A 26490-nucleotide genomic window follows, 5' to 3' on the forward strand; every position below is an offset into this window, starting at 1 on the left:
GCTATGCGGCAAAGCCCTAACCCGATTCGAGACGCTGTACCTGCTGCGGCCCGCAGAGGCCATGCGCCCCGTCACCGCTTAGCCCATGTGCAGGCCGCCGTTGAGCGAGAAGTCTGCGCCCGTCGAAAAGCCCGAATCGTCCGAAGCCAGCCACGCCACGATCGAACCGATCTCGCCCGGTTCACCCAGACGCTTGACCGGAATCGTCGCCACGATCTTGTCGAGCACGTCCTGACGGATCGAGCGCACCATGTCCGTGCCGATGTAGCCCGGCGACACGGTATTGACCGTCACGCCCTTGGTCGCCACTTCCTGCGCCAGCGACATCGTGAAGCCGTGAATACCGGCCTTCGCCGTCGCGTAGTTCGTCTGACCGAACTGGCCCTTCTGACCGTTCACCGACGAGATGTTGATGATGCGACCCCAGCCGCGCTCGCACATCCCCTCGATCACCTGCTTCGTGACGTTGAACAGGCTCGTGAGGTTGGTGTCGATCACGGCGTCCCAGTCTTCACGGGTCATCTTGCGGAACACCGTGTCACGCGTGATGCCGGCGTTGTTCACCAGCACGTCCACTTCACCGACCTCCGACTTGACCTTGTCGAACGCCGCCTTCGTGGACTCCCAATCGCCGACGTTGCCTTCCGAGGCGACGAAATCGAAACCCAACGCCTTCTGATCTTCCAGCCACTTCACGCGGCGCGGCGAATTCGGACCGCAACCGGCCACCACCTTGAAGCCATCTTTGTACAGCCGCTGGCAAATAGACGTACCGATACCGCCCATCCCGCCTGTCACATATGCAATGCGTTGAGTCATGGAACGCTTCCCCCAAAATAACGGCAAACTTGCCGCCTGTTGCGACTGCCAATTGACCGACGCGCAGGCCGCGCGTTCCCACGCGTGCCTTTCGTCTCCTGACTACCTCGGTGCGAACCCGTGCGCATTGCACACACGGGCGACACCGATTCTTCTGCGGTTCGTAAGACTAACGCTTGCGTGCGTCAACCTTGAAACGTCAGACGCGCTCCACCGCCAGCGCCACACCCATGCCACCGCCGATGCACAGCGAGGCCAGACCGCGACGAGCATCGCGGCGCGCCATTTCGTGCAACAGCGTGACGAGAATACGGCAACCCGACGCACCGATCGGGTGGCCGATGGCGATAGCGCCGCCGTTCACGTTGATCTTCGACGTGTCCCAGCCCATCTGCTTGTTCACTGCCAGCGCCTGAGCAGCGAAGGCTTCGTTGATTTCCATCAGATCGAGATCGCTCGCCTTCCAGCCCGCACGGGCGAGGCAGCGCTGCGATGCGGGCACCGGGCCGATGCCCATGACCGACGGATCGACGCCCGCGTTCGCGTACGCGACGATGCGCGCGAGCGGCGTGAGGCCCAGTTGCTCGGCACGCTTGGCCGACATCACGACCACCGCAGCCGCGCCGTCGTTGATACCCGACGCGTTGGCGGCCGTCACCGTGCCGTCCTTCGAGAAGGCGGGCTTCAGACCGGCCAGCGACTCCGCCGTCACGCCGTGACGCACGAACTCATCGGTGTTGAAGACGACCGGATCGCCCTTGCGCTGCGGAATCGAGACCGGCACGATTTCGGCGTCGAAACGGCCAGCCTTTTGCGCGGCTTCTGCCTTGTTCTGCGAGGCTGCGGCGAAAGCATCCTGCATTTCGCGCGTGATGCCGTATTCCTTGGCCACGTTCTCGGCCGTGATCCCCATGTGGTACTGGTTGTACACGTCCCACAGGCCGTCGACGATCATCGTATCGATCAGCTTCGCGTCGCCCATGCGGAATCCGTCGCGCGAACCCGGCAGCACGTGCGGTGCGGCGCTCATGTTTTCCTGACCGCCTGCCACAACGATATCGGCTTCACCGGCGGTGATCGCGTTGGCGGCGAGCATCACGGCCTTAAGGCCCGAGCCGCACACCTTGTTGATGGTCATGGCGGGGACCATCGCCGGCAGGCCGGCCTTGATCGACGCCTGACGTGCCACGTTCTGGCCCGAGCCAGCGGTCAGCACCTGCCCCATGATGACTTCGCTGATGTCCTCGCCCTTGAGCTTCGCGCGCTTGAGGACTTCGTCGATCACGATCGCCCCCAGATCCGGCGCGGCCACCTTGGCCAGCGAGCCGCCAAACTTACCGACTGCCGTACGGGCAGCCGACACAATCACGATATCCGACATGTCTCATTCCTCTTTTTCAATGGGTTCGAACCAGGGGGGATGCCCGTGCGCTCAGGCTTTCGCCTTCACGCTTTTGCCTTCACGCCTTTGCCTTCACATAACGCCCGGGCGCCGGTTCAATGGGTGCATAAGCAACATTACCATACGCATTTTGCGCTTTGACGCGTTTGCCGGCGTAGCCCGCGAGCCAATCGCTCCAATCGGTCCACCAGCTTCCCGGGTGCTCGGTGGCCCCGGCCAGCCAGTCGCTCGCATCGACACCCACGTCGTCGTTGCGCCAATAGCTGCGTTTCTTCTTCACCGGCGGATTGACGACACCCGCGATGTGACCAGACGCGCCCAGCACGAAGCGACGTTCACCACCGAGCAACGGCAACGAGCGGAACGCCGACGTCCAAGGCACGATGTGATCTTCGCGTGAGCCGAACACGTACGCCGGTGCCTCGATGGCGCCCAGATCCACGGGCACGCCGCAGGTCTGGATCACACCGGGTTGTTTCAGTTCGTTCTGCAAATAAAGGTGACGCAGATACCAGCAGAACATCGGCCCCGGCAGATTCGTGCCGTCGCCATTCCAGTAAAGCAGGTCGAACGGCTGCGGCGCATTGCCTTTCAGATAGCTGTCGACGACGTAATTCCAGACCAGATCGTTCGGACGCAGGAACGAGAATGTGTTGGCGAGTTCGACGCCGCGCATCAACCCCGGCGGCTGGCCGAGACCGCCACCGATCGTCTGTTCGCGGAACTGGACATGCGGCTCGTCGACGAAGACGTCGAGCACGCCGGTATCGGAAAAGTCCAGCAGCGTCGTGAGCAAGGTCACGCTCGCGACCGGCGACTTGCGCCCCGTCTGCCCCTTGGCGGCGAGCACAGCGAGTGCTGCGGCCAGCAACGTGCCGCCCACGCAGAAGCCGAGCGCGTTGATCTGCGACTGGCCGCTGATGTCGCGCACCACGTCGATGGCCGCAATCGGGCCTTCGCCAACGTAGTCGTCCCAGGTCTTGTGGGCGAGCGATGCATCGGGGTTGCGCCACGACACGACGAACACCGTGTGCCCCTGCTCGACGGCATAACGCACGAGCGAATTCTCGGGCTGCAGATCGAGGATATAGAACTTGTTGATGCAAGGCGGCACGATCAGCAACGGCCGCTGGTGCACCGTCGGCGTGAGCGCCTTGTACTGAATGAGCTGAATCAGGTCGTTCTCGAAGACCACGGCACCTTCGGTCGTCGCGACATTGCGTCCGACTTCGAAGGCCGCCTCGTCGGTCTGCGACACCTTGCCCTTGCCCATGTCGACGAGCAGATGCTGCATGCCCGCCAGCAGGCTATCGCCATGCGTCTGCACGAGGCGCTGCTGTGCATCCGGGTTCGTGGCGATGAAGTTCGCGGGCGAACTTGCGGCGACCCATTGTTCGACGGCAAAGCGAATCCGCTCGCGCGTCTTCGCATCGGCATCGACCAGGTCGGCCATACGCATCAGGAAGCGGCCGTTGAGTAGATAGAGCGCGGCGGGCAACGCATAGAACGGATTGCGCCAACCCTCTCCGGCAAAGCGACGATCGCCGAGTGCAGGCGCCGTATCGAGACCGGGTTGATTGAAACCGGCGACGAGTTCGGCGAATTCACGGGCGTATTCAGACTGAAGCTCGTTCAGTCGCGCAGGATCGACGTGCAGCGACGTCGGCTGCGGCATAGCGCCTGATTTACCGAAAAGTTCGAAAAGCCCCGCGAACGGGTTCGCGGCAGCCGCTGCACCATTGGCAGCGAAAGGTGACGGGCCAGCAGATCCCGGCAACGCGCCGAACAGTTGTTGGGCGGCCTTGAACCACTGCGACATGTCCTGAGCGGAGAGCGAAGCGGAGGGAAACTGCTGGGCAAACGAGGCGGCAAACGAGGCCGGATCGAAGTTGGCACTGGCGCGATTCATGGTAGCCTGAGTGTCACGTCCGTTGCGTTCAGGGCCGGCGCCCGAAACGCGGCGGCGTGCTTCACTTTATGAGCGATGCGCCCCGCCTGTGAAGCATTCTTGCGTGCGCGCGCAGGCGTGTCAATCTTTGCGGCGAACGTCCTGAGTGCATTGTCCCGTCGCCCCACCCATTTTTGAATGCGCGTTTGCCCCGACTTGTCCCGATGATCATTGTTCTTCTCGGCTGGCTCTACGTCATTGGCATGGTCGCCATCACCGCACCGTCTGCGTGGCTGGGCATCGCCATCTTCCTGTTCGGCGGTATCGGGCCTGCGCTCCTCATCCTGTACATCGCGGGAAGCCGCGCGCGGCGCACACGCGCGCTGCGACCCGATGACGCAGAATAACCGTCTCAGCTAACGCGCCAGACCAGTGCTGCCATGCGCCCCGTCGTCCGGTCGCGGCGATAAGAATAGAAGCGCGCCGAATCGCCGACGGTGCACCACGTTCCGCCGGAAACGCTCGTCACGCCCTCGCGCGCGAGCCGCAAGCGTGCCAGCGCACACAGATCCGCCAGCGATTTGCCAGCGTCAGGATCGCCGTGGGGGACGAACGCGACTGACGTTGCGTCCCGCTCCTGCGGCGTAGCCGCGTCGAGGAAGGCTTCCCGCACCTCCGGCCCCACTTCGAACGCCGTCGGTCCGATGCACGGGCCGAGCCATGCGATGACGTGCGTGTCGTCGTTCGTCCCGGATTTCGGCAACCGCGCCCGCAGCGCCTGTACCGTCTGCTCGATAACACCGGCGCAAAGCCCGCGCCAGCCCGCGTGTGCAGCTGCCACTGCGCGCCCTTGCGCGTCGCATAGCAGTACCGGCAGGCAGTCCGCCACCATGATCGTGCTCGCGAGTCCGATGGCGTCGGTCGCGCTGGCGTCCGCCTGAAGCGGCTCGCCCGCGCTTACGGCATCGAACGCTGCCTGCGCATCGACCACACGCGGACCGTGAACCTGCGCGACCCACGCCGACGGCACGCCCGCTCTCGCCGCCAGCAAGGCACGATTCGTACGCACGGCGTCGGGATCGTCATCCGCCTTGTAGCCGAGGTTGAACGTGGCCTGCGGGCCTTGGCTGACGCCGCCCGCACGCGTCGTAAACACGGCACGAACATTCGCCGGGGCTGGCCAGTCGGGGACGATCCAGTCCGCAGGCATCGTGTTTTGTGCGGTATCCAACTTGCTGTCTTGCTCAGGCAGGGAAGAAGTCATCGAGCGAATCGGGGAGCGTTGTGAAGTCGAATTCGAGGCCGAGCGCGCGCATGAGTTCACGCATATCGTCCGGCAGCGGCGCTTGCCAGTGCATGGCGGCATCGTCCTCGGGATGGATCAGCCCCAGGCGCCACGCGTGCAGCGCCTGCCGCGCAAAGCCGCCAGGCAGCGCCGGACGCTTGTGACGCGGCTTATAGAGCGGATCACCCAGCAGCGAATGCCCAAGATGGGAAAGATGGACGCGAATCTGGTGCGTTCGCCCCGTATCCAGCGAACAAAGCACCAGCGAAATCGGGGATCCTTCCCATTCTGCACTGGCGACCGTTACCACCCGGGTGCGCGCCGGTTTGCCGCCCTGCCCCTGCACAACCGCCATGCGCGTGCGTTCGCGCGGATCGCGGCCGATCGGGGCGTCCACGACGGTGCGCTGCGGCGGCCGTCCCCACACCAGCGCGGCGTAATGCCGTTTGACGGAGCGCGCCTGCAACTGACGCACCAGATCGGTCTGGGCGACCAGCGTGCGCGCGACCACCATCAGGCCGGACGTCTCCTTGTCCAGCCGGTGGACGATGCCCGCACGCGGCAGATCGGCGGCCGCCTGTCCGTAACGATGCAGCAGGCCGTTGAGCAACGTACCGGACCAGTTGCCTGCCGCCGGATGAACGACGAGGCCAGCGGGCTTATTGAAAACGGCGAGCGTCGCGTCCTCATAGACGGCGTCGAGCGGCAACGGTTCCGGCGCGAACGCCAGTTGCTCGGGGAGCGCTGCGGGGGTAATGACCACCGCTTCGCCGCCCGCCACTTTCTGGCGGACTTTGGCGGGTTCGCCGTCGAGCGTGACGCGGCCGTCTTCGACCCAGGCCTGAAGACGACTGCGGGAGTATTCCGGGAAACATTGCGCCAACGCTTTGTCGAGGCGCTCGCCAGCGAGCGCGTAGGGCAATGTCGCGACGAGCGGCGCGGCGCAAGACGCAGTGTCAGGTGAAGCGGAAGTCGAAGAAGTAGCGTCTGTAACGGCGCTATCGATGGAGTCTGGGAAAGCCCCCGGAAGCGAGTCGAAATCGTCGTCCGACGAATCCTCCGCATTTTCCGTGGCAAATGAGGCGGTTACGCTATAATCCGGCACTATTGAACGGGTCATCGAGAAGTGAAGCCAACGAGCATGCAAGCCCTGAAACTTGTCAAACATCTGACGCTGGCCGCGATTGTGGTCGGCAGCATGGCCGCCTGTGGCATTCTGCCGGAGAAGGTCGACGAAACGGCCAGCTGGTCGACGAACAAATTATACTCGGAAGCCAAGGACAGCTTCGACGGCGGCGACTATACAAAAGCCGCCAAGTATTACGAGTTGCTCGAAGGGCGCGACCCGTTCGGCCCGCATGCTCAACAGGCCCAGATCAACACGGCCTACTCCTATTACAAGGACAACGAGCCCGCTCAGGCGCTCACGGCCGTCGACCGCTTCATTCGTCTGCATCCGGACAGCCCGTCGATCGATTACGCCTATTACCTCAAAGGCCTGATCAACTTCAACGACGACCTCGGTCTGTTCGGCCGTTTCTCGGGTCAGGATCTGAGCGAACGCGATCCGAAGGCGCTGCGCGCCGCGTATGACAGCTTCAAGTACCTGGTCGAGCATTACCCGACGAGCAAGTACGCGAACGATGCTGCCCTGCGCATGCGTTACGCTGTGAACGCGATGGCCGCCCACGAAGTGCATGCCGCCGAGTACTACTATCGCCGTGGCGCGTACCTCGCCGCCGTGAACCGCGCGCAGACTGCTCTGAAGGACTACGATCAGGCTCCGGCACTGGAAGATGCCCTCGGCATCATGATCAAGTCGTACGACAAACTCGGCATGACCGAACTGCGTGACGATGCCCGCCGCGTGATGGAAAAGACCTACCCGAACAGCGGCTACCTCACGGTCGGCCGTCGCATCGACAACAACCCGGCCGACAAGAAGTCCTGGTGGCAAATCTGGCGTTAAGCCAGTTGTCGGTTGGAATGCATCGAAAAGCCCTCGCTTGTGCGGGGGTTTTTTGTTTCCCGTCGTCATGACGATCCCTCGACAGGAGTTCGTTTTGTGAGCACCACCCCCGCCCCCGACAAGACGCTGCTTGCCTTGCGTCACGTGCACTTCGAAGACCTCGGCACGCTGGCACCGTATTTCGCCCAGCGCGGTTATCGCATCGACTATGTCGACGCACCGCTCGCGGACCTTCGCGCCATCGATGTCCTCGCGCCCGACATGTTGGTCGTGCTCGGCGGACCGATCGGCGCCTTCGATGACGTCATCCATCCGTTCATCGCGAATGAGCTTGCGCTGGTGAGAGCGCGCCTGAGCGCGAACAAGCCGATTCTAGGGATTTGTCTCGGCGCGCAATTGATGGCGCGAGCACTGGGCGCGAAAGTCTATCCGCTGGGTGTGAAGGAAATCGGTTACGCGCCGCTGACGCTCACCGAAGCCGGGCAATCGTCGCCACTGGCCGCCCTCGGCAACGCGAGCGTGCTGCACTGGCACGGCGATCAGTTCGATATCCCGCCGGGTGCGACGCATCTGGCCCGAACTGCGATTGGCGAAAATCAGGCCTTTGCGATGGGCGATCACGCACTCGGTCTGCAATTCCATCTGGAAGCCGACGCCGCCAGCATCGAGTCCTGGCTCGTCGGCCACGCCTGCGAACTCGGTACTGCCAAGATCGACCCGACTACGTTGCGCAACGATGCACGCGTGCATCACGCACGCCTGTCGGAAGTCGCGCCAGCCGTTATCGGGCGATGGCTGGATGCCCTTCCCGGTTAACGCAAGCGCGGCCCGCCTCCCGCCACAAAAAAGCCAGACGCGTCACCGTCTGGCTTTTTCATTTCACACACTGCGGATAAACGTCAGCCTCCGGCCTCCGCCGCCATCTCGTCGAAGAAACCGCGCACAATCGGCAGCTCCCGCGTGCGCTTGAACGGCGGCAGACTCTGCCAGATCCGACGCCCATAAGGCTTATCCACCAGACGCGGGTCGCAAATCATCAGCACGCCGCGATCCGCCTCCGAGCGAATCAACCGTCCCGCGCCCTGCTTCAGCGTAATGACTGCCTGTGGCAACTGATGGACGGCGAACGGACTCAGCCCCTTCTTCGTCAGCGCGTCCAGACGCGCGGCAAGCACCGGGTCGTCCGGCGGCGCGAACGGCAACTTGTCGATGATGACGAGCGAGAGCGCTTCGCCGCGCACGTCCACACCTTCCCAGAAACTCTGACTACCGATGAGCACCGCGTTACCCAGCGCGCGGAAACGGTCGAGCAGTTCCGTACGGCTGGCTTCGCCTTGCACCAGCAACGGGTAAGGCCAACCGCGACGCTCGAACTCCTCGCGCAGACGCTCCGCTGCGCGGTTCACCGCACGCAGCGTGGTACACAGCACGAACGCCCGACCGCCACTCACCTCAAGCACAGGCAACGCAGCGTCGAGCACGGCATCGGTAAAGTTCGGCGCGGAAGGTTGCGGCAAACCGCGCGGCACGTACAGCAGGCTCTGGTTCTGATAGTCGAAGGGGCTGGCCAGCGTGAGCGACTTGCCAGCATCCAACCCAAGCTGCGCGGCGTAGTGCATGAAGTTGCCCCTCACCGACAGCGTGGCCGACGTGAAGATCCACGCGCGCGGCGCACCGGCGCGTTGCTTCGCGAAGATCGGCGCAATCGAGAGCGGCGTCTGATGCAACTGCACCGCCTGCGAAAACACTTCGATCCAGCGAACGGTTTCCGGCGGCGTGTAGGTCTTTTCAGACTTGTCCGATTTTCCGTCGCCGTCGTCCGCAGCCTTCGCTTCGGCAACAAGCCGCGCGGCTTCTGCCTCGCGTGCCTTGGCCGCCTTCTCGCGCTTGCCATCGGTCACACGCGGCGCATCCGGATCGAGCAATGGCAGCGGTTGTTCGCCCGGCGTGGGCGGCGTCGCGCCTGTCTGCCAGCGCTCCAGCTGCTCGTGCAATTCCAGCGCCCGGCGCAGGCACGCGCCCAACGCTTCCGCACGTTCGGACTGATGCTGAAGTGTCTCGATGAGGTCTTGCAGCGCGAGGTCCACACTTTCGAGCGCGCCGAACAGTTCGTGATCGTCCGGCAATTGCGTGACGGACATGCGCGCATTGTCCTGACCGAACGTCAGACGCACATCGCGCGCTGCGCGCTCAAGACCCGCGCCGAGCTTGACCCAATCGGCCGCGTCGCGCGCGTGAATCAGCCCCTCCGCGACGCAATCGCGCGCCAGTTCGAGCAACTGCGTGGTCGAGACCGTCTCGCCGAAAAAGAGCGTGGCTGTCTCGGGCAACTGATGGGCTTCGTCGAAGATGACGGTGTTCGCGCTGGGCAGCAGTTCGGCCATGCCCGTGTCGCGCAGCATGACGTCCGCAAAGAACAGGTGGTGATTGACGACGACGAGGTCGGCCTGCTGGGCTTCCTTGCGTGCCTGCATCACGAAGCAGTCTTTGTAACGCGGGCAATCCTGACCCAGGCAGTTATCGCGGGTGGAGGTCACCTGCGCCCAGATCGGCGCGTTCTCGGGGACGGACGCCAGTTCCGCCTTGTCCCCACTGTGCGTGATCTGCGCGAACGTGGTGATTTCGCGCAGTTGCGCCGCCTCGTGACGCGAAGCGAAGCGACCTTCCTGCTGCGCGCGCTCCAGATAGTAGTGGCAGAGGTAGTTCGCACGCCCCTTGAGCATGGCCACGGTCACGGGCACAGCAAGCGCCTTACGCACGGTGGGAATGTCGCGCGCGAAGATCTGATCCTGCAAATGCTTGGTGCCGGTCGAGATGATCGTCTTGCCGCCCCACAGCATCGCGGGCACGAGATAAGCGTAGGTCTTGCCCGTGCCGGTGCCTGCTTCGGCGATCAGCGAGTCGTGTGTGTCCATGGCGGCTGCCACGGCGCGTGCCATCTCGGTCTGCGGCTCGCGCGAGCGGTAGCCATCGATGGCGCGGGCGAGCATGCCGCCGTCGCCGAAGATTTCCTCCAGCTCGCGTTCGCGCTTGGGCGCGAGCGGCTTGAGTCCGTGGAACGTCGGCGCGTCCGGACTATCGGGGCTTCGGGAGAGATCGGAGGAATCGCTGGATGCGGCGGAATCGGTCAAAACGGCTCAGAAAACTCGAAGGCGCCGCGATTCCCCTCATGGAGATTCGCGGCGCCGCAATGAAAAAATACCCGCGCGAACGATTCGGACAAATTCGGACGATACTTGCCGACGTCTCGCGGATCTGCGGATCGTCCCGCTCAGGCGGGTTGATCCGGTGTTTGTTGCACTTGCAGCAGGGTGATCGTGTCCTTGATTTTCAGACGGCGCTTCTTGAGCCGGGAGACCTGAAGTTCGTCGTACGTCGGCTCCGTCAGCAATTTGTCGATCAGGTAGTCCAGATCGCGGTGCTCGATCTGCAACTCGATGATGCGGCGTCCAACGGAGTGAAGATCTTGCTGCATCGTGGCGACTCTCCTGCAACTCTCTAGTGATTCCGGTTCCGGACTTAATCGACTTAAGCGCCTCAACCGACTCAACCGACTTAACCAACCCGACTCGCTCAATTCGAGCGACGTCGCTCACTGCCCCTGAATGGCCTTTTGCGCAGGCGAGCTGCCCGATTGCGATTCGTTGCGACGGGCATCCGACTTCTGCTGACGCTCGATGGCTTCCTGCTGCTTCTGGTTGTACTTCCGGACGTTCTCTTCGCGCTCGGCCGCCTTCTGCGCCGCCGACGCCTTCGCCTCGTCGAGCTTTTGCTGCTGAGCCGCCTGCTTGGCATTGTACGTCTCGGCATTCGCCGCGCGCTCAGGTGCCTGCCCCGTGCGCTCCGTCACCCGCTGCTGATACTCAGCCTGCTTGGCTTCGTAATCGGAGACGTTCTGTGCACGCTCGGCAGCGCGCTGCGGCGCTTCAGCGGCCGTTTGCGCCCGCTTCTCCGCCAGACGCTCGTCACGCTCCTGCGCGCGTGCGCGACGCTCCTGATCTTCCAGCACCAGACGCTGACTGCGAACGGCCTTGAGCGCTTCGCGCTGCTCGTCGCGGGCATTGTCGATGCAATAGTTCACAAAGAACTTCGACGCGCACTCGTACTTGGCTTCTTCGAAACGGTAATCGATCCATGCCCGCTGACGATCGAGCACCGCGCGACGACCGCCGAAATCGTCGGCAGCCGGATGCATATCCAGTTGATCGTCATAGGGAACGGGTTTGTCGTCCTCGGCGGCAGCGGCGGCCGCGCTGGCTTTGCTAGCCGACGACGGGACACGGTCGGCGGTCGCATCGAACGGCTTGACGGGCACCCGGAGCTGTTCAGTCGTGCGCCCGGCGGCCTCGACTGCCGAGAGTCCCTGCTGTGCCGATGCGGCAAACGGCACGACGGCAGCAGCCGTCATAATGCCGAACAGCCCGACGGCGGAGATCGATGCACGTGCGGGACGGCGCGAAACCTGGCGCAGATTCAGTCGCGAAAACAATTTTTCGAAGGAAATCATGAGGTTGTGCGGAGTCATGCCAAATTTTAGCATTGCCTGCCCGGACGCGCCCGCGGTTTATGGCAAAATGCCCCGCTCCTGGCACTTGGGTAACTCGCAACACTCATGACGCAAAACGTAGCCCTTCAGATCGTTCAACGCATTGCCGACGAACTTAACGTGCAGCCGCGTCAGGTCGCCGCCGCCGTGCAACTGCTGGACGAAGGCGCCACCGTGCCCTTCATCGCTCGCTATCGTAAGGAAGTGACCGATAACCTCGACGACACGCAACTGCGTAATCTGGAAGAGCGCCTGCTGTATCTGCGCGAACTGGAAGACCGCCGCGGCGCGATTCTCGCGAGCATCGAAGAGCAAGGCAAGCTGACCGACGAACTGCGCACCGCCATCGTGGCGGCGGAAACGAAGCAGACGCTCGAAGACCTTTACCTCCCTTACAAGCAAAAGCGCCGCACCCGCGCGCAGATTGCCCGCGAAGCTGGCCTCGAGCCCCTCGCGCAGGCCCTGCTCGCCGATCCGACGCTCGACCCGCAAGTCGAAGCCGCCAAGTTCGTCGACGCCGAGAAGGGCGTGGCCGACGTGAAGGCTGCCCTCGATGGCGCGCGCGACATCCTGTCGGAACAGTTCGGCGAAACCGCCGAACTCCTCGGCAAGCTGCGCGACTACCTCTGGAATCAGGGCGTGGTGTCGTCAAAGGTCGTCGAAGGCAAGGAAAGCGAGGAAGGCGAGAAATTCCGCGATTACTACGACTACGCCGAACCGCTCGCTGCGGTGCCGTCGCACCGTGCGCTCGCCCTCTTCCGCGGTCGCAACCTCGGCATTCTGATGGTCAAGCTGGGCCTTGGCGAAGAACTCGACGCGCAGGTCCCGCATCCGTGCGAAGGCGTGATCGCCGGTCATTTCGGCATTCGCCAGCAGAACCGCGCAGCCGACAAGTGGCTGGGCGACGTCTGCCGCTGGAGCTGGCGCGTGAAGGTGCAGCCGCACCTCGAGTCGGAACTGCTCACGCAGATTCGTGAAAGCGCCGAGAGCGAAGCCATTCGTGTGTTCGCCCGCAACCTCAAGGCGCTGCTGCTCGCCGCGCCCGCCGGTCCGAAGGGCGTGATCGGTCTGGACCCGGGTCTGCGTACCGGCGTGAAGGTGGCCGTGGTCGATGCGACCGGCAAGCTGCTCGGCACCGACACGATCTATCCGCACGAACCGCGCCGCGACTGGGACGGCTCGCTCGCCCGCCTGTCGAAGATTGCCGCCGCGACCGGCGCGCAACTCGTCAGCATCGGCAACGGCACCGCCTCGCGCGAGACGGACAAGCTCGCGCTCGAACTGATCAAGCGCCATCCCGAACTGAAGCTGCAAAAGATCGTAGTGTCGGAAGCCGGCGCTTCGGTGTACTCGGCCTCCGAATTCGCGGCGAAGGAATTCCCGGAACTGGACGTGTCGCTGCGCGGTGCCGTCTCGATTGCCCGCCGTCTGCAAGATCCGCTGGCCGAACTCGTCAAGATCGAGCCGAAGGCCATCGGCGTGGGCCAGTATCAGCACGACGTGAACCAGCGCGAACTGGCACGTATGCTGGACGCCGTCGTCGAGGATTGCGTGAACGCCGTGGGCGTGGACGTCAACACGGCATCGGCCCCGCTGCTCGCGCGCGTGTCGGGACTGAACAGCACGCTCGCGAAGAACATCGTGGACTTCCGCGACAGCAACGGCCCGTTCGCCAATCGTGAAGCGCTCAAAAAGGTGCCGCGTCTGGGCGACAAGACGTTCGAACAGGCCGCGGGCTTCCTGCGCGTGAACGGCGGCGACAATCCGCTGGATCGTTCGTCGGTTCACCCGGAAGCGTATCCGGTCGTCGAGCGCATTCTCGCCAAGATCAAAAAGACCATTGGCGATGTGATGGGCAACGGTTCGGTCGTGCGCAGCGTGTCGCCGACGGAATTCGTCGATGAGCGTTTCGGCCTGCCGACGGTCAAGGACATCCTGACCGAACTCGAAAAGCCGGGTCGCGACCCGCGCCCCGAGTTCAAAACCGCGACGTTCCAGGACGGCGTCGAGAAGCTGACCGACCTGAAGCCGGGCATGCAGCTCGAAGGCGTGGTCACGAACGTGGCCGCCTTCGGTGCGTTCATCGATATCGGCGTGCATCAGGACGGTCTGGTCCACGTCTCCGCCATGTCGACGAAGTTCATCAAGGACCCGCACGAAGTCGTGAAGGCTGGCGATATCGTGAAGGTCAAGGTGCTCGAAGTCGATCCGCGCCGTCAGCGTATTTCGCTCACCATGCGTCTGAACGACGATCTGCCGGTGGCCGGTGCGAGCGATCGCCCGAGCAGCGGCGGTGGTAGCGCAGGTGGACGCGGCACCGGCGGTGGCGGTCACCGTGGCGGCAACAGCGGCGGTGGCCGTCAGCGCGAGCCGGAAACGGTCAACGCCATGGCAGCCGCTTTCGCCAAGCTCAAGCGCTGATCGCAACGACAGCGTCATAAAGAAAAAGCCCGCTCAAATCGAGCGGGCTTTTTTACGTCTGATCCTTCGACTAACCGTCAAATTTCGATCTTCGTCCCCAGTTCAACCACGCGGTTGGCGGGAATACTGAAGAAGTCCGTCGGCTTGGCGGCGTTCTGGTGCATCCAGGCAAACAGACGTTCGCGCCAGATCGACATCCCCGGCAGCTTGGTCGGAACGACCGTCTCGCGCGCCAGGAAGAACGACGTGTCCATCAACTCGAAGTGCATGTCCGTCTTCTCCTCGAGCAGATGCAGCACTTCCTTGACGTCCGGCGTCTCATTGAAGCCGAACGTCGCGACCACGCTATACAAACCGCCGGTATGGTCCTTGACCTCGATACGACTGCTGTCTTCCGCGTAAGGCACGTCGAGCGTGCGGAACGTCAGGAAGATCGTACGTTCATGCAGGATGCGGTTGTGCTTCAGGTTGTGCAGCAGGCTCACCGGGACCAGCGTGTTGCCACCCGTCAGATAAATGGCGGTGCCAGCCACGCGATGCGGCGGGTGTGCCAGCAGACCTTGCAGAAACGGACCTAGCGGAATCCCGTCGGCGGCCGTGCGCTCGCGCAGCAACTGACGGCCTTTGTGCCACGTCATCAGCATGAAGAACAGGAATGCGCCAAGCGCCAGCGGCAACCAACCGCCCTCTTCGACCTTGATCAGGTTCGCGCCGAAGAACGCGAAGTCGACGACAAGGAAGCCTGTGATGATGAGCGCCACGAGGAACTTGTTCCAGTTCCAGACCTTGACCATGACCACGCACGCGAGAATCGTCGTAATGACCATCGTCGTCGTCACGGCAATCCCGTACGCAGCCGCCAGATTGCTCGACGACTTGAATGCCAGCACGATCCAGATGATGACCAGCAGCAGCGACCAGTTGATGACCGGCATGTAGATCTGACCGATCTCGCGATCCGACGTATGCAGAATCTTCATGCGCGGCACATAGCCGAGCTGAATCGCCTGACTGGTGAGCGAGAACGCCCCCGAGATCACAGCCTGCGACGCGATGACGGTTGCCGCCGTCGCCACGATCACCAGCGGCAGCAGCGCCCAGTCCGGCGCAAGCAGGAAGAACGGGTTCTCGATGGCCTTCGGGTTCGACAGCAGCAACGCGCCCTGACCGAAGTAGTTCAGCGCCAGTGCCGGGAAGACGAGGAACGACCACGCGAAACGAATCGGACGGATGCCGAAGTGGCCCATGTCCGCATACAGGGCCTCTGCACCGGTCAGCACCAGGAACACCGAGCCGAGCACGATGTACGCTTGCAGCGCGTGCGTGCGGATGAAATGGATGCCGTAGTAGGGATTGATCGCTTTGACGATCTCCGGCGCGAGCACCATGTTGTACACGCCGAGCACGCCGAGAATCACGAACCAGACCACCATGACGGGGCCGAACAGACGGCCGACCTTCGCAGTCCCCGATTTCTGCATCGAGAACAGAATGATCAGGATGACGATGGTAATCGGCAGCACGAAGCGCGAGAGCGAGGGCGCTGCGATCTCCAACCCTTCCACCGCCGACATCACGGAGATGGCTGGTGTGATGACGGCATCCCCATAGAACATGCAGGCACCGAACATCCCCAGCATCATGAGCACCGTCGCCCATTTGCTCCCCGCCCGCACGCTGCGCAGGCTGAGCGCCATGAGCGCCAGCACGCCACCTTCACCGCGGTTATCGGCGCGCATCACGAACAACACGTACTTCAGGGAAACAACGATCACCAGCGCCCAGAACAACAGCGAGATGATGCCGAACACGGCTTGCTGATTAAACGGAATGCCGTGCTGCGGATCGAAACATTCCTTGAGCGCATAGAGCGGGCTGGTGCCGATATCGCCGAAGACCACGCCGATGGCCGCCACCATGAGCGCGGGCATGGCCTGAGGGCGCTGCCCGTGTCGAATGTTTTGCGTCATAAGGTTTGGGTAATCGCTTTATTGCGCTGCACAAAATGGGCGCTATTCTAACTGGGCGCCGGTTCCCTCGCCAGTCCGGGCAGATGCTGAGCGCCGGACCTGTTACATGACATGCCTCGCTAGGATATGACGAGCCGCGCGCCGTGACCAGTCCCGTGCGGCAAGGGTTTTGCCCGACATGGGCGCACACAGGATCGCCGGTGCGGCACCGCTTTTCGAGTTGCAAATGCGCGACATATGCCAGACATGCGCGATTCGTGTGTCGACAGTCCCGGCAATTGCGTGTAGCGACAGCCGCCTGCGCGTCCGTTTTGTTGACCACTCTGCCGTTCACCTCGCCCGCCGAGAGCGTGACACCCGGTGTTTGACGCGCCCATGAAAAAAGCCGCCCGAAGGCGGCTTTCTCACATCCTGAGACGCCGGAGGCATCCTCCAGCGAATCGCAGGTGCGGCATCGATCAGCGACGACGCGTGGTCTTCTTGGTCGAGCCCTTGACCGAGCGCACGAGGTCCGAGTCGACCGTGTTCTGCTGCGCTTCCAGCGAGCGGATCTGACCCTGAACGTCCGTCAGGCGAATGCGCGCAGCGCTACGTTCGGTTTCCAGCGCAGCGGCCTGCTCACGCACAGCCTGCTGATTCTGCGCCAGTGCCTGTTCTTGCTGACGCTGGATGCTGAGGTCGTTCTGCACGGCGTTCAGGCGGGTTTCGCTCTCGGCCAGCTGACGCTCGATCATCGCCTTCTGCGCTTCGAGCTTGATGCGGTTGATTTCGACGTCGGCAAGCACCTGCGTCTGATGAACGAAGTCGGCGTACAGCGATTCAGCCTTCTTCTCGTTGCTCACCTTGACCACGCGCCAGAACTGGCCTTCGTGGAACAGGGCGACGTAGTAGCCCAGCGTCTGCGGATAGAACAACAGGCTCGCGCCGTAGCGGCCGTTATAGGTCGTGCGCAGTTCGGTCACTTCCTTGTTCTGGATGCGATCGCGCAGTTCCTGAATCGTGCCCGAGGCTGCGGCGGGTGCCGTGGCCGATTGCGCAGGCACTGCCGGAGCTGCCAGTTGTGCAGGCGTTGCACCCGTTACGTCGCGCACCGCATCGGCAGCCATCGCTGAAGTTCCCCAGGCTGCCAGGCATGCCACCCCCACGCCCAACCACAACCGCCCCCGGCAATCACTGATTTTCATCTGATCTGTTTTCCTGTTATCGACCGGACCGTTTTACGGCCCTTATTCGTCGCATTCAATCGCCACCCCGGACTCCGTCCCGAGGATCTGGGACCTGCGTATTTGTGGAATGATAACCGCATGCCCGCAATAGCCGACAATTCTATCCATTGAGGCGCGCTCTTCCAAGCGGGGAATGCGTTATTGTGCCCCCGCGATTTCATCTGTTGATACTGCGCAACTGAAGGGGTGCGAGACTTCCGGTCAGGAGAAGCCGAATGTCAGAAAAATCCCGTCATTCAAGGTGCGATTGAGGCATTCCCCACGCAACACGCGGGGCCATGCTTATCTTTCTCATTTATCCCTCGTATTCGCTCGCCAGCTCAGAGTCGTTGCCGACGATCTGATACTTGCGCATCTTCTCCCACAGCACCTTGCGGCTGATGCCCAGCGCGTTCGCCGTGTCCTGACGTCGCCATCCGTTGGCGTCGAGGGCAGCCACGATGCGCGCACGCTCGGTGGCGTCCCAGCGAGCGCGGTCGGCCAGTGCCCCGCTGCGTGCCGGATCGTCGGCGCGCGGCACTGCCCCGGTCGCCCCCATCAACAGTGCATCGAAGATCGGACGGATCCGCCGCTCGTCCCAGCCCCCGAGTTGCCGGTAGATGATGCCGACACGCTCGGCGATATTGCGCATTTCGCGGACGTTGCCAGGAAACACGCCGCCTTCGACCAGTTCACGCAGCCACGGCGGCACCTGCGCGCCGACTTCGCTGTCGCCGACCACCTTGCCGAGATACGCCGTGAAGACCGCCAGCTTGTCGACCGGTCCGCGCTCTTCGAGACTGGGGATGTGCAACTCGATCACGGCGAGACGATAGAACAGGTCGGCGCGGAACAACTCGTCGCGCACCATCGACTTCAGGTTCTTGTTCGTCGCCGCCACCAGCCGGAAGTCGAGCTTCACCGGCTGCGCCGAGCCCAGACGCGTCACCGCACTATCCTCCAGCACCCGCAGCAGCTTGACCTGCTGATACAGCGGCAGATCGCCGATTTCGTCGAGGAACAGCGTGCCGTCGTTGGCTTGCTCGAAGTACCCCTTGTGCGAGTACAACGCCCCGGTGAACGCCCCTTTGGCGTGCCCGAAGAAGTGCGACTCGAACAGGCCATCCGGAATCGCACCGCAGTTCACGGCAACGAACGGCCCCTGCCCGTAGTGGGTCTGTTTGTCGTGCAGCAGACGTGCAATCCGCTCCTTGCCCACGCCAGTCTCGCCATGAATCAGCACGTTCGAATCGCAGTCGGCGAAGGCGTCCACTTCGGCGAGCAGGCCGAGCATCGCACTCGATTGGGCGACGAGCGGGTCGGACGGCACCGGCGCGCGGTCAGCCTCCGCAATCGCACCGGAGAGCTTGAAGATGAGCGTGCGCAGTTCCGCGCCGGAGAAGTCGAGCGTGAGGATGTTGCTGTACTCGGGCGGAAAGACACTGCGGTCGTTCTCGCGCGGCGTCGTGGCCACCCAGATCACCGGCATGCCGTGACCGAGTTGCCATTCGTTTGCGTTGGTGGACGCGCCTTCGATCACCGACACGCTGACCACGGCGATGGACGGCCGCGCACGCGTGCGCTCGCGCGACAGGTCGGCGCCGTCCGCACGAATCACTTCCATGTCGAAGCTTGCGAGGCAATGCGACACGCGGTCGGCAATGTCCGACTTGCCTTCCCACACGTAGACATCGAGGTCTTCACGTACTGGCTTGCTTTTCATGCTGGTCCGCTCGTTGGCGAACGCCCCCGGGCGTTCGTCATGGTGAATTTCGGTGCGCCGTCCCGGCTCCGGTTCGGGCGTCGCGATGTGTTCCGATAGGTTCGCTAATACACGAGCTGCACAAGCCCGTTCTGACAATTGATGCTGTCGACCGTCACCGTCGTCATGCCTAGCGTGATGCCCAGCGACGACAGCAGCGTGTTGAGCAGGTTGCTCAGCGGCGTGAGCAGCGGGTTGAGCAAGGTGTAGAGCACGCTGCCGAGCACGGGTGAGATGTCGGAGGTGCCAATCGAACCCGACACCGCGTTAATACGACACTGATTGGCGTTGCCGGACAGATTGCACAATAGATCGGTGACGCCGCCGAGCAAACCGCTCACGATGCCGCCCAACGTATTCACCAGCCCGTTGACCAGCCCACCTACGCCGCCGAGCACCTGCGGCAGATTGAGCGTGAGCACACCGCCAAGTGTTGTACCCAGCGCGTTGGTCGTCGTCTTCAGTCCGGCCGCGGCCGAACTGAGGAACGAGTTGACGGTGGAGATCGAAGCACCTGCGACCGCAGACGGCACGTTGTTGACCAGCCCGGTGCCGATAGTCCCGGACGTCGATGTGCCGCCAGCACTGACGTCAAGCGACAAACCGGTGAGCAGCGCCGTCACTATCTGACTCAGATTCACACTCGACCCAATCGGCCCGACCTTCTGTGGGAACGGTCCCGTGAAGGTAATCGGTGCGGGCGAATTGGTCACGAGCGAGAGGTTGACGTTTGCCCCGACATTGATGAGCCCGAGCAACGTCGCGATGTTCGTGCGTTGCGTCATGAGCGTGGTGCAGCTCGCCGGGTTGGTCTGAACGTTCACGCCGCTGGCCGCCGCGCCCACGCAAACGTTCACCAGCCCCGAGTTGACCTGCAATGTAGTCGATGGCGTCGCGCCGCATTGCAGCGCCGTCACGGTCGCCGTCGACTGCGCGACTTCCAGGACAAGAGGCAGGTTCAACTGCGTGCCCACTGCACTGAGAATCCCGGCGAGCGGACCGGCACTGGACGCCGCCGAATTGACCGTCAGGAACAGCCGCACCTGCGCGTTCGTCGCCGTCGCACCGACCCCGCCGACGCCGATCTGTGGCGGCGAGATCACCCGCGCGACCACCGACACGGTCCCGCCGAGGATATTGAGCGAGGGGATCGCAACGGCATTGTTCCCCGTCCCACCGACGATGGCCGCCGTGATCAGATCGGAGATGCCCACGTTGGCGTTCAGCGCGTTCGCCGCACTCACCCCTGCCGCATCGATGTTGGCGATGATGCCTGGCGTCGTGGCCGAGCCAAGCAGGTTGATCGGCAGATTGAGGACCGGGCTGTTGGCAAACACGTTGATGAGGTTGTTCATCGCCGTGACGGAGGCCGACAACGCGCCGTTCTGCGTGGCGAGCGCCGTATTCGTTGCACTCAGCAGCGTGCCAACCGTGAGGTTCTTCACCGCCGCCACCCCGGAGAGCGACGCCACGCTCACGTCCCCCGTCACCGGCACACCTAGCGCCTGCAACAGTCCCTTGGGCGTGATGTTCACGCCGACGAGTTGCTGCGCCGCACCCACGTATAGCGTCGGCGAGATCCCCACGGAATTGAGCAGCGGTGCGAGGACCGAATTATTCGCATTGAGCGCAAGCAGCCCCGAATCGACGGTAAACGTCACCACGGCCGGGGCCTTGCGTGCGATGGCATTAGCGGAGATCGTACGCGTGCCCGCCAGTTGGAAGAACGACGGCACCCCGAGCGTGAGCGTCACAGAGACGGCGTTGCCGCTCGCCGCATTGGCCGACGTCGCGGCGACGAATGTCCCCGGTGTCGTCGCCGTGGCTGCTGGCGACGTCCAGATCCCGCACGACGTGGCGATCGTCAGACTGGTGACGTTGTTGCCGAGGTTCGACGCCACGTTCGCCCGCGCGACGGTGTCGTACGAGGTCGTGTTGGCGCAGCCGGGCAGCGTTTGCGCCCCGGCGAGCGCCGCCATGTCGGCAGCACGTTGCAGATCGCGTCGCTTCATGAAGGCGAAACCGGCGTCGATGGAGAACGCCAGAATCAGCACGACCGTCAGGAAAATGAAGGCGAGGATCGGCACCGACCCGCGCTGGCGTCCGGCAAACCACACCGTGCGCTTTGCACGAGTCGTGTCAGTCGTTGAGCGCACACGCGCACGCGGAGTCATGAGACATCACTGGCTCGCGCCAGCCCCCGCTGCCGCCGGTGACGCGCCACCGCCATTGCCGCCACCACCGCCCGTGCCGTTATCGCTCTGGACCATCGTGGCGAAGAACGCCGGGATCGCGTAGTTGAAGCTTTCCAGATAGCGACGGTAGGCGCGCGACGCGGTCGCCCCGAGCATCGGCAAGCCCGGGCCTGCGGCAAGGTTGTTCGACTGCACGGCGAGCAACGCTTCGGTCTCGTCGCCGAGCATGCCGTCTCGCGCTGGCGAGCCGACGACCGGCGGCGACGTGCGGCGCACGACGTTGGCCGGAATGCGGACGGCCTGCTGCGAGGGCGCTGCCGTGCTCTGTGCAACGGGTGCCTGCTGCACATTGGTGGCTACAGGCGCTTGCTGCGCTACCGGAGCAGCGGACGTTGTGGCGACCGCGCGCGAGTCCGCCCCGCCCATCGCGCCGGTGACAGGTGCGTTGCTTTGCGCTGCGGCAGCTCCGGCCCATAGCGTGAACACGGCAAGCCCGAGCTGCGCCGCACGAAGCGAACGGACGCCCGGTGTTCCCTTAAGTTTCTGGATGGCCATCTTCACGTCTCCCCTGATGTTGCTGCGTTCGTTCTTACTGCGAATGCGCGAACCGGTCGAGCATCGACGTCGGCATGTCGCTGCGCGGTCCGTCCCCGGCACGCGCGAGTTTGGCGTCCGATGCCGAAGCGACCTGAGATGGCTTCGACGGCACCTTGTTCTGTCCATCGTTCGACGCACTCGCCTGCGGCAGACGCACCACGACCGGCCCCTCGCTGCTTGCGCTCACGCGAGCCGATGCAGCAGATTCCGCCGATGCCGAAGCCGTTGCCAAGACAGGTGCGGCCTGCGGCGCGATGGCTGCCGCTGCCTGTGCGGCGGCGCGTGCGGCGGCGGCGTCTGCGGCCTGCTTGCGCGCCTTGGTCTGCGCCCGGATATCGGCGGCCAGCTTGTCGATGGCTTCGCGCGTGGATGGCGACATCTTGGCGTTCGTCATCATCGCGTCGGCACGCGAGCGATCGCCGGTCACGAGCAGATACACGGCCAGGTTGCTGAGCACTTTCTTACTGTCGGGCTGCAACTCGGCCGCCTGTGCCAGCGGCACACGCGCGGCAGCGGGTTCGCCGTTACGCAGCAGCGCGAAACCCAGATCGCTGAGATAGAACGCTTGCGTCGGCGCGCGCGACACCGCCTCGCGCAACGCTTGCGTGGCCCCGGCGTAATCCTTGCGCTGCGCAGACACCAGTCCCAGACCGTGCCAGGCGGCAGCGGCTTCGGTGCTGCCCAGCAGTTGGCGGTACGCCTGCTCCGCTGCGTCGGGCTGCCCGGTCTCGCGCAGGGCATCGGCACGAAGAATGTCGACGTCGGGCGCGGAGCCGAACTGCATGCGGAACTGTTCGATGTGCGCGAGCGACGCGAAGTACGAGCCCTGATCCTGCACCTGACGGATCATCGACAGATACAACTCACGCGTGTCGGGCTTCGCAAGCTTCGCCTTCTCTTCGTCGTTTTGCTGCGCCTGCATCAGCGCGGCGGCCGACGGTGCGCCGTAAGCCCCCATCGTCGGCCCGCTGCTGCACCCGGCCAGCAGTGCAGCACACAGCGCAACGGCCACAGTGGACGCGGCGACCGCACCGGCATGGCGCGTCTGCTCACGTGCGAGAAATCGCGTCTGGATTGGCATGGTCAATTCATGGCCTCCATGGATTTGGTCAGCGACAGTAGCGCCGGTCCGGCGACCACGAGCATCAGCGCTGGCAGCAGCGTGAGCATCATGGCCAGCGTCATCTTCACCGTAAGCTTGCCGATGCGCTCCTTCATCGTCTGACGGCGCTGTTCGCGCAAGCGATCGCTGAACTGTTGCAGCGGCTCCTGCACAGCGCCGCCATGCTGTTCGACCTGCACGATGAGCCTCACCAGCGCGCGCAGATCGTCGTTGTCGTACACCTCGCGCAGCCGCCCCATCGACGCCTCACGACCACGCCCCGACGCATATTGGCGGTTAGCGTTCTCGAATTCCTTCGACAGAATCGGCAGCACTTCGCGGAAGTCGGACACCACCACATACAAGCTCTGGTCCATCGACAGCCCCACGCCTTGCAGCAGTCGCAACAAGTCGATGAGCAACGGCAGTTCGTCCACCAGATCGCGGCGACGTTGTCCTGCCTTGCGCTGCACATAGAACTTCGGCGCGAGCAATCCGGCACCTGCCGCCCCGATCAGCCGCAGGATCGTGCCAAGTCCGCCACCGCCCGGAAACCACAACCAGACAATCAGCGGCAACACTACCGCGAGCGCCACGCGTGCGAACAGGAACAGCGACTTGGCGCGCACGCTGTCATAGCCGCATTGCGCGAGCAGCAGACGATCTTCCGCCGCGATCAGGTTCTGTCCAAGGCGCGTTTCCGACCATTGCTTGCCGAGCGCCGCCGCACGGTCGAGCAGCGAGCGCCAGCCACGCTGCTTACCCTCGCCCGACGCCTGCGCATCGTCATCGCCATTGGCATTGGCACGCAACCCCGTCGGAGACGTAGCCGAGCGCAACGCCGCAAGCGCCTGCTGCTGACGGCTTGCAAGCACCTGATCGATCATCCGGCCGCTGCGCCCTTGCCGCACCGCGCGCAACAAGATCGCCGACGCCGCGAGCAACAGCCCTGCCGCGACCATCAGCAGGCCAAGCATCATCCAGGTTTGCGAGTCGGTCGAGAACGATGAGAGGTTCATGGCTGCGGGTCCTTCGCGCTCAGAGCGACTTGGCCAACCGGTACAGCACGAAACCGCCGAACACCTCCAGCCCCAGCCCGATAGCCAGCAGCTTCTGACCGGCGGGCTCCTGGAACATCGGCTCGAAGAACTTCGGATTCAGCAACATCAGCAGCGCACTCACCACAATCGGCAGCGCCGCGAGTACCCACGCCGACATGCGCGTCTCTGACGACAGCGCGAACAACTCGGCCTGCGCCTGCTCGCGGTCGCGCATGAAGCCCGACATGCGCGCCAGAATCTGGTCGGCGCGGCCGCCGAAACGCGTCGACAGATCGACGACCGACGCGAACAGATAAATCTCATCCACCTGATAGACGCGTGCAATCTGCTTGAGCGCGACGTCCAGCTCTACGCCTGCCTGCACCTGACGCACTGCCCGCTCCAGCAACTCGCGCAGCGGCAAATCGGCGTTGCCTGCGGCCGACTGAAACGCCGAGGGCAGGCTGTTACCGACGGTCAGCATGCGCACCATGCCGTCGAGAAAGATCGGCAACTGACGCACGATGTCGCGATGTCGGCGCGCTGCCTTGAGCCAATAGCGCAGCACCGTGACGACCGCGTACACGATCAGAATCACAATCGCCGAAAGCGGTCCCTGCCACATCCAAAAGCCCAGCGTCAGCACGAGACCGGGCACGATAAGCATGAGATAGAACGGTGTATCGGGCTGCACGCCCGCACGCTCGAAGAAGAACTCCCACGGCAACGACTTGCGGCGCGGCGCGCGCACTTCGCCCGTCTCGGCGGCCCCGAACTTTGGCGCGTTCTGCGCGAGCTGACGCTCAAGAAACGCGCTGGTCGCCTGTTCGCGTGCGCGCTGATGTGTGCGACGCCACAGCTCCAGCCCCGCTGCCACCAGCAGCAGTGCGATGCATGCGGCCCACAGCACGAGGGCGTTCATCGACGGCGTCCGAAGAAGCCACCGCCACCCGAGTCCGGCGGCACATTGCCCTGTTGCGCCTGCGCGGCGGCCGCCGCATTGCGCGTCTGCTCCTTGTAGCGTTGCAGCTTGGGCGAATGCGGCTGAAGCCCGAGCGACACCCACTTGTCTTTTTCCTCGCCGTCCGGCCCGACCACCGACTCGTGACGGAACAGCTCCTGCGTGGAGATGACGGTATCGGACACGCCGGTCACTTCCGTGATCGACAGAATCCGTCGGCGTCCGCTCGACAGACGGCCGATCTGCACGATGAAGTCCAGCGCGCTCGTGATCTGACGGCGCAAGCTACTCTCACTGCCCTGGAACCCGGCGAAGCCCGCCAACATCTCCAGACGATAAAGACATTCGCGCGGCGAGTTGGCGTGAATCGTCGCCATCGAGCCTTCGTGGCCCGTGTTCATCGCCTGCATCATTTCCAGCACTTCGGAGCCGCGCACTTCGCCCACGATAATCCGGTCGGGACGCATCCGCAGACTGTTACGAATCAGATCGCGAATCGTCACTTCCCCGGAGCCGTCAAAGCCGCCCTGGCGCGACTCCAGCCGCACCACGTGCGGGTGGTTCAGCGAGAGTTCGGCCGTGTCTTCCACCGTCACCACGCGCTCGGTCGCCGGGATGAAACTCGCCAGCGCGTTGAGCAGCGACGTCTTGCCCGAGCTCGTGCCACCCGAGACGAGGATGTTGCAGCGCGAGCGCACCGCCGCTTCGAGCAGGTTGTAGATCTCTTCGTTGAAGCTGCCGAGTTGCAGCAGGTCCGACGGCTTAAGCGGGTCTTTGCGGAACTTACGAATCGAGACGACCGGCCCGTCCACGGCCAGTGGCTCGATCACCACGTTCAGACGTCCGCCATCGGGCAAACGCGCGTCGACCATCGGATTCGATTCGTCCAGACGCCGCCCGATGGGCGCGAGAATGCGACGTACGATCCGCAGCAGGTGCTGATTGTCCGAGAAGCGCAGCGCTTCGCGCGCCAGCACGCCACGACGCGAGACGTACACGTCGTTGTAGCCGTTGATCAGAATGTCTTCCACCGCCGCGTCGGCCAGCAGGTCCTCGATCGGACCGAAGCCCGCCAGCTCCTTGGTCAGCGCGTCGGAGATCTGACGCAGCTCCGCCTCGTTGATCGGGATGCGGCGCAGACGCACGAACCCGTCCATTTCCAGATCGACGAACTGCTGGATCGCGCTACGGCTCCAGCGCCCGAATTCCGCGCCGAGTTCTTCGATGCGCGCAAGCAGATGTTCGTGCGCAGCGGTCTTGATGTCCTGAAACTGCTGTGAATTGGCAAACGCGCGCTTGTCGTCGGCAAATTCGATGGAGTCGGTCAT

General features: G+C 63.7%; 21 protein-coding genes. 4 read left to right on the forward strand and 17 right to left on the reverse strand.

All coding sequences use genetic code 11. The features are described 5' to 3' along the window. Window positions 1–78: 78 nt before the first annotated feature. From NTU39_RS15825 to phaC, 3 genes are all read right to left on the reverse strand, one after another. Window positions 79–819 carry a 3-ketoacyl-ACP reductase gene (locus NTU39_RS15825; protein ID WP_039397856.1) on the reverse strand — a complete coding sequence of 247 codons (741 nt, stop codon included), beginning with the start codon at window positions 817–819 and terminating at the stop codon, window positions 79–81. 199 nt (window positions 820–1018) lie between these two features. After that, window positions 1019–2200: an acetyl-CoA C-acetyltransferase gene (locus tag NTU39_RS15830; RefSeq protein WP_046292248.1), complete on the reverse strand. Its 1182-nt coding sequence runs from the start codon at window positions 2198–2200 to the stop codon at window positions 1019–1021. A 79-nt stretch (window positions 2201–2279) separates the two neighbouring features. Beyond that, the gene (gene phaC, locus NTU39_RS15835) at window positions 2280–4130 is read right to left on the reverse strand and encodes a class I poly(R)-hydroxyalkanoic acid synthase (protein ID WP_373275313.1); all 1851 of its coding nucleotides are present in this window, start codon (window positions 4128–4130) and stop codon (window positions 2280–2282) included. Between the two features lie 203 nt (window positions 4131–4333). Here phaC and NTU39_RS15840 point away from each other — a divergent pair, with 203 nt between their 5' ends. Next, a complete protein-coding gene (locus tag NTU39_RS15840; RefSeq protein ID WP_150574486.1) occupies window positions 4334–4516 on the forward strand; it encodes a hypothetical protein in 183 nt (60 codons plus the stop codon). A 5-nt stretch (window positions 4517–4521) separates the two neighbouring features. On the opposite strand, the gene pgeF is transcribed toward NTU39_RS15840, so the two are convergent. Both pgeF and NTU39_RS15850 read right to left on the reverse strand, forming a co-directional pair. After that, window positions 4522–5373 (reverse strand): peptidoglycan editing factor PgeF, encoded by an 852-nt coding sequence (gene pgeF, locus NTU39_RS15845; protein WP_373275314.1) that lies wholly within the window; start codon window positions 5371–5373, stop codon window positions 4522–4524. Continuing rightward, entirely contained in the window at window positions 5354–6514 is a 1161-nt protein-coding gene (locus NTU39_RS15850) for an RluA family pseudouridine synthase (RefSeq protein ID WP_174984278.1), read from the reverse strand. The genes pgeF and NTU39_RS15850 overlap by 20 nt, the downstream gene beginning before the upstream one ends. Before the next feature lie 21 nt (window positions 6515–6535). Here NTU39_RS15850 and NTU39_RS15855 point away from each other — a divergent pair, with 21 nt between their 5' ends. Beyond that, complete coding sequence (locus NTU39_RS15855) at window positions 6536–7363, forward strand: outer membrane protein assembly factor BamD (protein ID WP_150663000.1); 828 nt, start codon at window positions 6536–6538, stop codon at window positions 7361–7363. Window positions 7364–7459: 96 nt separating this feature from the next. Next, window positions 7460–8179 (forward strand): glutamine amidotransferase, encoded by a 720-nt coding sequence (locus tag NTU39_RS15860; RefSeq protein WP_257958034.1) that lies wholly within the window; start codon window positions 7460–7462, stop codon window positions 8177–8179. Window positions 8180–8262: 83 nt separating this feature from the next. On the opposite strand, the gene NTU39_RS15865 is transcribed toward NTU39_RS15860, so the two are convergent. The 3 genes from NTU39_RS15865 to NTU39_RS15875 all read right to left on the reverse strand — a co-directional run bounded on the left by NTU39_RS15865 (window position 8263) and on the right by NTU39_RS15875 (window position 11870). After that, the gene (locus NTU39_RS15865; protein ID WP_150663002.1) at window positions 8263–10494 is read right to left on the reverse strand and encodes an ATP-dependent DNA helicase; all 2232 of its coding nucleotides are present in this window, start codon (window positions 10492–10494) and stop codon (window positions 8263–8265) included. 140 nt (window positions 10495–10634) lie between these two features. Then, window positions 10635–10838 (reverse strand): YdcH family protein, encoded by a 204-nt coding sequence (locus tag NTU39_RS15870; protein ID WP_039397848.1) that lies wholly within the window; start codon window positions 10836–10838, stop codon window positions 10635–10637. Window positions 10839–10955: 117 nt separating this feature from the next. Continuing rightward, window positions 10956–11870 carry a hypothetical protein gene (locus tag NTU39_RS15875; protein WP_150663004.1) on the reverse strand — a complete coding sequence of 305 codons (915 nt, stop codon included), beginning with the start codon at window positions 11868–11870 and terminating at the stop codon, window positions 10956–10958. Between the two features lie 105 nt (window positions 11871–11975). On the opposite strand from NTU39_RS15875, the gene NTU39_RS15880 reads away from it, so the two are divergent. Further along, on the forward strand, window positions 11976–14330 hold the full coding sequence (locus tag NTU39_RS15880) for a Tex family protein (RefSeq protein ID WP_150663005.1): 2355 nt from the start codon (window positions 11976–11978) through the stop codon (window positions 14328–14330). A 77-nt stretch (window positions 14331–14407) separates the two neighbouring features. On the opposite strand, the gene NTU39_RS15885 is transcribed toward NTU39_RS15880, so the two are convergent. From NTU39_RS15885 to NTU39_RS15925, 9 genes are all read right to left on the reverse strand, one after another. Continuing rightward, the gene (locus NTU39_RS15885; protein ID WP_150663006.1) at window positions 14408–16300 is read right to left on the reverse strand and encodes a potassium transporter Kup; all 1893 of its coding nucleotides are present in this window, start codon (window positions 16298–16300) and stop codon (window positions 14408–14410) included. Window positions 16301–16758: 458 nt separating this feature from the next. Further along, window positions 16759–17484, reverse strand: a complete 726-nt coding sequence (locus tag NTU39_RS15890) for a DUF2968 domain-containing protein (protein ID WP_150663007.1) — start codon at window positions 17482–17484, stop codon at window positions 16759–16761. A 337-nt stretch (window positions 17485–17821) separates the two neighbouring features. Continuing rightward, window positions 17822–19228, reverse strand: coding sequence for a sigma 54-interacting transcriptional regulator (locus NTU39_RS15895; protein WP_150663008.1), 1407 nt, complete (start codon window positions 19226–19228; stop codon window positions 17822–17824). A 104-nt stretch (window positions 19229–19332) separates the two neighbouring features. Beyond that, window positions 19333–21441, reverse strand: a complete 2109-nt coding sequence (locus tag NTU39_RS15900; protein WP_257958038.1) for a pilus assembly protein TadG-related protein — start codon at window positions 21439–21441, stop codon at window positions 19333–19335. A gap of 6 nt (window positions 21442–21447) precedes the next feature. Beyond that, entirely contained in the window at window positions 21448–22017 is a 570-nt protein-coding gene (locus NTU39_RS15905) for a DUF3613 domain-containing protein (protein ID WP_257958039.1), read from the reverse strand. 34 nt (window positions 22018–22051) lie between these two features. Then, window positions 22052–23140, reverse strand: a complete 1089-nt coding sequence (locus NTU39_RS15910) for a tetratricopeptide repeat protein (protein WP_257958040.1) — start codon at window positions 23138–23140, stop codon at window positions 22052–22054. 2 nt (window positions 23141–23142) lie between these two features. Beyond that, entirely contained in the window at window positions 23143–24180 is a 1038-nt protein-coding gene (locus NTU39_RS15915; RefSeq protein WP_257958041.1) for a type II secretion system F family protein, read from the reverse strand. A gap of 19 nt (window positions 24181–24199) precedes the next feature. Next, the gene (locus NTU39_RS15920) at window positions 24200–25123 is read right to left on the reverse strand and encodes a type II secretion system F family protein (RefSeq protein ID WP_150663013.1); all 924 of its coding nucleotides are present in this window, start codon (window positions 25121–25123) and stop codon (window positions 24200–24202) included. Next, the gene (locus NTU39_RS15925) at window positions 25120–26490 is read right to left on the reverse strand and encodes a TadA family conjugal transfer-associated ATPase (protein WP_039397836.1); all 1371 of its coding nucleotides are present in this window, start codon (window positions 26488–26490) and stop codon (window positions 25120–25122) included. Before NTU39_RS15925 ends, NTU39_RS15920 begins: the two co-directional genes overlap by 4 nt.

The sequence above is a fragment of the Pandoraea commovens genome (assembly GCF_024704525.1).
GTDB classification, from domain to species: Bacteria; Pseudomonadota; Gammaproteobacteria; order Burkholderiales; family Burkholderiaceae; genus Pandoraea; species Pandoraea commovens.

Bases quoted from the DNA above. Each gene is read 5' to 3' on its own strand.
- NTU39_RS15905 (WP_257958039.1), bottom strand. From the start codon at position 22,017: ATGGCCATCCAGAAACTTAAGGGAACACCGGGCGTCCGTTCGCTTCGT.
- NTU39_RS15825 (WP_039397856.1), bottom strand. From the start codon at position 819: ATGACTCAACGCATTGCATATGTGACAGGCGGGATGGGCGGTATCGGT.
- NTU39_RS15920 (WP_150663013.1), bottom strand. From the start codon at position 25,123: ATGAACGCCCTCGTGCTGTGGGCCGCATGCATCGCACTGCTGCTGGTG.
- pgeF (WP_373275314.1), bottom strand. From the start codon at position 5,373: ATGACTTCTTCCCTGCCTGAGCAAGACAGCAAGTTGGATACCGCACAA.
- NTU39_RS15925 (WP_039397836.1), bottom strand. From the start codon at position 26,490: ATGACCGACTCCATCGAATTTGCCGACGACAAGCGCGCGTTTGCCAAT.
- NTU39_RS15830 (WP_046292248.1), bottom strand. From the start codon at position 2,200: ATGTCGGATATCGTGATTGTGTCGGCTGCCCGTACGGCAGTCGGTAAG.
- phaC (WP_373275313.1), bottom strand. From the start codon at position 4,130: ATGAATCGCGCCAGTGCCAACTTCGATCCGGCCTCGTTTGCCGCCTCG.
- NTU39_RS15840 (WP_150574486.1), top strand. From the start codon at position 4,334: ATGATCATTGTTCTTCTCGGCTGGCTCTACGTCATTGGCATGGTCGCC.
- NTU39_RS15870 (WP_039397848.1), bottom strand. From the start codon at position 10,838: ATGCAGCAAGATCTTCACTCCGTTGGACGCCGCATCATCGAGTTGCAG.
- NTU39_RS15910 (WP_257958040.1), bottom strand. From the start codon at position 23,140: ATGCCAATCCAGACGCGATTTCTCGCACGTGAGCAGACGCGCCATGCC.
- NTU39_RS15885 (WP_150663006.1), bottom strand. From the start codon at position 16,300: ATGACGCAAAACATTCGACACGGGCAGCGCCCTCAGGCCATGCCCGCG.
- NTU39_RS15895 (WP_150663008.1), bottom strand. From the start codon at position 19,228: ATGAAAAGCAAGCCAGTACGTGAAGACCTCGATGTCTACGTGTGGGAA.
- NTU39_RS15915 (WP_257958041.1), bottom strand. From the start codon at position 24,180: ATGAACCTCTCATCGTTCTCGACCGACTCGCAAACCTGGATGATGCTT.
- NTU39_RS15890 (WP_150663007.1), bottom strand. From the start codon at position 17,484: ATGAAAATCAGTGATTGCCGGGGGCGGTTGTGGTTGGGCGTGGGGGTG.
- NTU39_RS15875 (WP_150663004.1), bottom strand. From the start codon at position 11,870: ATGATTTCCTTCGAAAAATTGTTTTCGCGACTGAATCTGCGCCAGGTT.
- NTU39_RS15900 (WP_257958038.1), bottom strand. From the start codon at position 21,441: ATGACTCCGCGTGCGCGTGTGCGCTCAACGACTGACACGACTCGTGCA.
- NTU39_RS15880 (WP_150663005.1), top strand. From the start codon at position 11,976: ATGACGCAAAACGTAGCCCTTCAGATCGTTCAACGCATTGCCGACGAA.
- NTU39_RS15850 (WP_174984278.1), bottom strand. From the start codon at position 6,514: ATGACCCGTTCAATAGTGCCGGATTATAGCGTAACCGCCTCATTTGCC.
- NTU39_RS15855 (WP_150663000.1), top strand. From the start codon at position 6,536: ATGCAAGCCCTGAAACTTGTCAAACATCTGACGCTGGCCGCGATTGTG.